Here is a 3,328-nt window from a genome sequence, read left to right on the forward strand (position 1 = left end):
AACCTTTTTTGATAGTATGCATATTGCTTATCAGAAAAATATTGATAGCATTAAACAGGATGCTGATTTTGGTTTTGACTTTGTTAATTCTTCTGTCAGTTAATTCATGCCTGTCAGATCAAGTCTAAACTATTACATTTTAAGTAATGCTTCAGTTCACAGCCATTCAGAAGTATCAACTTGTCTTTCTGAGATAGGAGTAACCAAGCTTGGAGGTAATATCAATAGGTAGGTTATAATATAAGAGGTGCAGCTATAAAATGCCAAGTAGTGAAAATTTTAAAGTGAAGGTAGCAAAATTAGCCAAAATAATTAGGGAAACCAGTAGCAAGTTTGATGGTCCTAATACTAAAATGGATGAAGTAGACATTAAATACTAAGTGGTTAATGTGTTTTCCATATTGAACTTACAGCACGTAGCTTTGATATAGAAGTTTGAGTAACGTTATGATAGTAATTTATATAATTCTATGTGCAATCCTTATAGCTATTTTAGACAGTTCATTAGATTCTTAATTAGGGAATATATCTAACTTAAAGAAGATTTTCATAAATGTTGAAGTGAATAAGTTGTAGTATTTATGTTTTTTCCCTGAGTTGTAAAATTTCAGAATGAGAGAGACCGGTAATTTGAGCTATAACATCTATAGGGACATCGGCCTTGAGTGAATTTTTTGCAACTTCAATTTTACCTTCAATTTTACCTTTTTCATGGCCGATTTGGATGCCTTCTTTCCTGCCTTTCTCTTCTCCAATTTGGATTCCTTCATGTTTAGCATCATCGAGTTTTTGAGCAAGGATAGCGTTTTCTTTCTGCACGCTCAATATTCTTTCTTCATATGCGATCAAATCCTTTTCATTCCAGCGAAACCTGTCTAATTCATCATATGCTAGCTTTATTATCGGAGCTTCTGCTGCTATCTTTTTTAGATCTTCTTCAGTTGTATCTTCTGCGTATTTAAAAAAGAAACACCATCTCTCTGTAGTATTCTCTAATTGCTCTACCTTATTTTTTGTAAATTTAGGCAACTCAATAAAGACAAATTGTAAATCTTTCAAGTAATGCCCATTGGTTTTGATATCGCGTATATTATGAGTAGAAATATAGTCAACTTCTTCAGGCAGAAGGTTACAATTGGAAATAGCAATAAAGAAGACTTTCTGAAGATGAATGTAATTACCAGATTTATCTAATTGCCGAGAGTAAGCTTTAGCAGCATAAAGTTGAGCACGTTTCTCAAAGCCTTTATCACGAGCGAGTTGCATTTCGATAACAAATCTATTACCAATAGAGTCTTTGCAAAGAACATCAACAATGCTTTGTTTGTCAGAGGCAATTTCAGGATCCATAATGGTACTAAGGAATTCAATTTCCATTATTTGATCAGAAGTAGAAAAACCTAAGATATCGTTGAGGAAGTGAATTAAGATATTTTTATTCTTTTCAGAGCCAAAGATCTTTTTAAAGCTCAAGTCATTTTTGGGATCAAGAAATTTCGAAAGAGCCATGACGAATTAACCTAAAAAGCATTAGTAATTATACACAATTGTGAAGAAATATTCAACTAAAATTCAAACATAGAAAGAAGCATCCCTTTTGTATATCTTTATTTGGTAGTATTAAACTGTATAATATTTATGGCAAATATCTCTATAAGGTATCAGATAGCACAAAAAGTAAGGAGCTGGAGGTTAAAGCGAGGCTATACTCAAAAAGATTTAGCGGGAAAAATCGGCGTAACATATCAAATAGTACTACAATATGAAAAAGGAACACGAAAAATTTCGATTGAAAAGTTGTACTCTATAGCAAAGGTGTTATCAATTGGTATTGTAGACCTCATTCCTGTATCAAATGAGAAAATTTGCCTTAAAACTGAAGAAGAAGAGATATTAAATCTAATAAGAAAGTATAGGAAGATTAACGATCAGGAGTTACGTAAGATATTTTGTTTACTAACCAAATTTATTCAAGTTAGTGAAAAAAGTAGTAAAAAAGCAGAGAAAGTAAAAATTGCAAAGGGTCTGGTTAAAGCAGGAGTTTCTGTTGATACTGTTTCAAAAACAATTGGTCTATCTGCTGATGAATGTGTTGAAGAAAAAACGGGTTCTATCTACTACCAAATAGGAAAAAAGATAAAAGAATGGAGACTAGTGCGGGAATATACTCAGAAGGATTTAGCAGAAAAAATGAGTACAACACGTGATGAAATAAGCAACTATGAGCAAGGACGTGTGGCCATTCCACTGGAAAAATTATATGCAATAGCAGAAACATTATCAATTAGCATTACAGATCTGCTCATAGAGGAAGATGAGATAGTAGAAAGTGAGCTACCTGATTTAATAAAAGAATACAAAAAAATTGAGAGTCAAGAATTACGCTATGCGCTAATAAAATCTCTGTTTGAAAGCATACAAATTTGCGAAGAAAAAGTGAAAAGAGCAGAAAAGATGAAAATTGCAAAGGATTTAGTGAAAGGAGGAATTTCTACCGATATTATTTTGCAAATAACAGGCCTCTCTTTAGGCGAAATTCAACAGATTTAAAATAAAAAATCAGTATATATTAATATCTTTACTCTTAGATGAAAAAATAAGTAAAAAAGATTGAGAAATTGATTTGACTTCACTCGAAAGCTATGGCTTTATGCCAATGCTGATAAAAAACAGCAGTAAATATCTAAAAAAAGTTTGTTGTTAGTGAAGGGTAAATTATATGAATAAAAGTAAAGAAGAAATCGAATTCAGAATATTAGAAAGCAAAGGCAAAGCACTACTTGATCGTGAAATAATGGAAACATTTTTAAGTGCAGTACATGAAAGGCCACAAGCTCAAGAAATTGCTAAAAATCTGGTGAATACTTATGCAGGAGTAGGAAGGATTTTAGGTCGAGAAATGGATGACCTGAAAGTCATAGAAGGAGTAACTGATTCTGCAGTAGCAATGATTATGTGCGTTAAGGAAACACTAGAAAGGGTACTGAGAGAAAAGCTCAAGGGAGAACCAATCATGGACTTACAAGGGGGCTAGTAGAATACTTGAACGTAAGTATAGGTCATGGCAGAGAGGGAATGTGTAAAAATACTGTACTTGAATAAAAGGCGCCAACTAATCGGAGAAGAATCCTATATTGGTGAAATGGAAAAAGCACCAGTGTACATAAAGGAAATTATGTAATAGTTTGGACTTGATCTGACAGGCATGAATTAACTGACAGAAGAATTAACAAAGTCAAAACCAAAATCAGCATCCTGTTTAATGCTATCAATATTTTTCTGATAAGCAATATGCATACTATCAAAAAAGGTTTGCATAGGAGTCTTA

4 protein-coding genes are annotated in these 3,328 nt (G+C 32.6%); 3 read left to right on the forward strand and 1 reads right to left on the reverse strand.

What is annotated here, in order from left to right:
* Positions 1-106 precede the first annotated feature (106 nt).
* Complete coding sequence (locus tag JR053_RS05180; protein ID WP_416603788.1) at positions 107-232, forward strand: hypothetical protein; 126 nt, start codon at positions 107-109, stop codon at positions 230-232.
* 347 nt (positions 233-579) lie between these two features.
* Here the strand turns inward: JR053_RS05180 and JR053_RS05185 are convergent, their stop codons facing one another.
* Complete coding sequence (locus JR053_RS05185) at positions 580-1,509, reverse strand: Rpn family recombination-promoting nuclease/putative transposase (RefSeq protein WP_262986565.1); 930 nt, start codon at positions 1,507-1,509, stop codon at positions 580-582.
* Between the two features lie 129 nt (positions 1,510-1,638).
* On the opposite strand from JR053_RS05185, the gene wmk reads away from it, so the two are divergent.
* Complete coding sequence (gene wmk / locus JR053_RS05190; RefSeq protein WP_416603791.1) at positions 1,639-2,550, forward strand: WO male-killing family protein Wmk; 912 nt, start codon at positions 1,639-1,641, stop codon at positions 2,548-2,550.
* Positions 2,551-2,719: 169 nt separating this feature from the next.
* Complete coding sequence (locus JR053_RS05195; RefSeq protein WP_236607899.1) at positions 2,720-3,034, forward strand: hypothetical protein; 315 nt, start codon at positions 2,720-2,722, stop codon at positions 3,032-3,034.
* Positions 3,035-3,328: the final 294 nt, after the last annotated feature.

The sequence above is a fragment of the Wolbachia endosymbiont of Nasonia vitripennis genome, from assembly GCF_048054115.1.
Taxonomy (GTDB): domain Bacteria; phylum Pseudomonadota; class Alphaproteobacteria; order Rickettsiales; family Anaplasmataceae; genus Wolbachia.

Excerpts from the sequence above, each read along its gene's own strand:
- JR053_RS05180 (WP_416603788.1), top strand. The coding sequence starts at position 107 with ATGCCTGTCAGATCAAGTCTAAACTATTACATTTTAAGTAATGCTTCA.
- JR053_RS05185 (WP_262986565.1), bottom strand. The coding sequence starts at position 1,509 with ATGGCTCTTTCGAAATTTCTTGATCCCAAAAATGACTTGAGCTTTAAA.
- wmk (WP_416603791.1), top strand. The coding sequence starts at position 1,639 with ATGGCAAATATCTCTATAAGGTATCAGATAGCACAAAAAGTAAGGAGC.
- JR053_RS05195 (WP_236607899.1), top strand. The coding sequence starts at position 2,720 with ATGAATAAAAGTAAAGAAGAAATCGAATTCAGAATATTAGAAAGCAAA.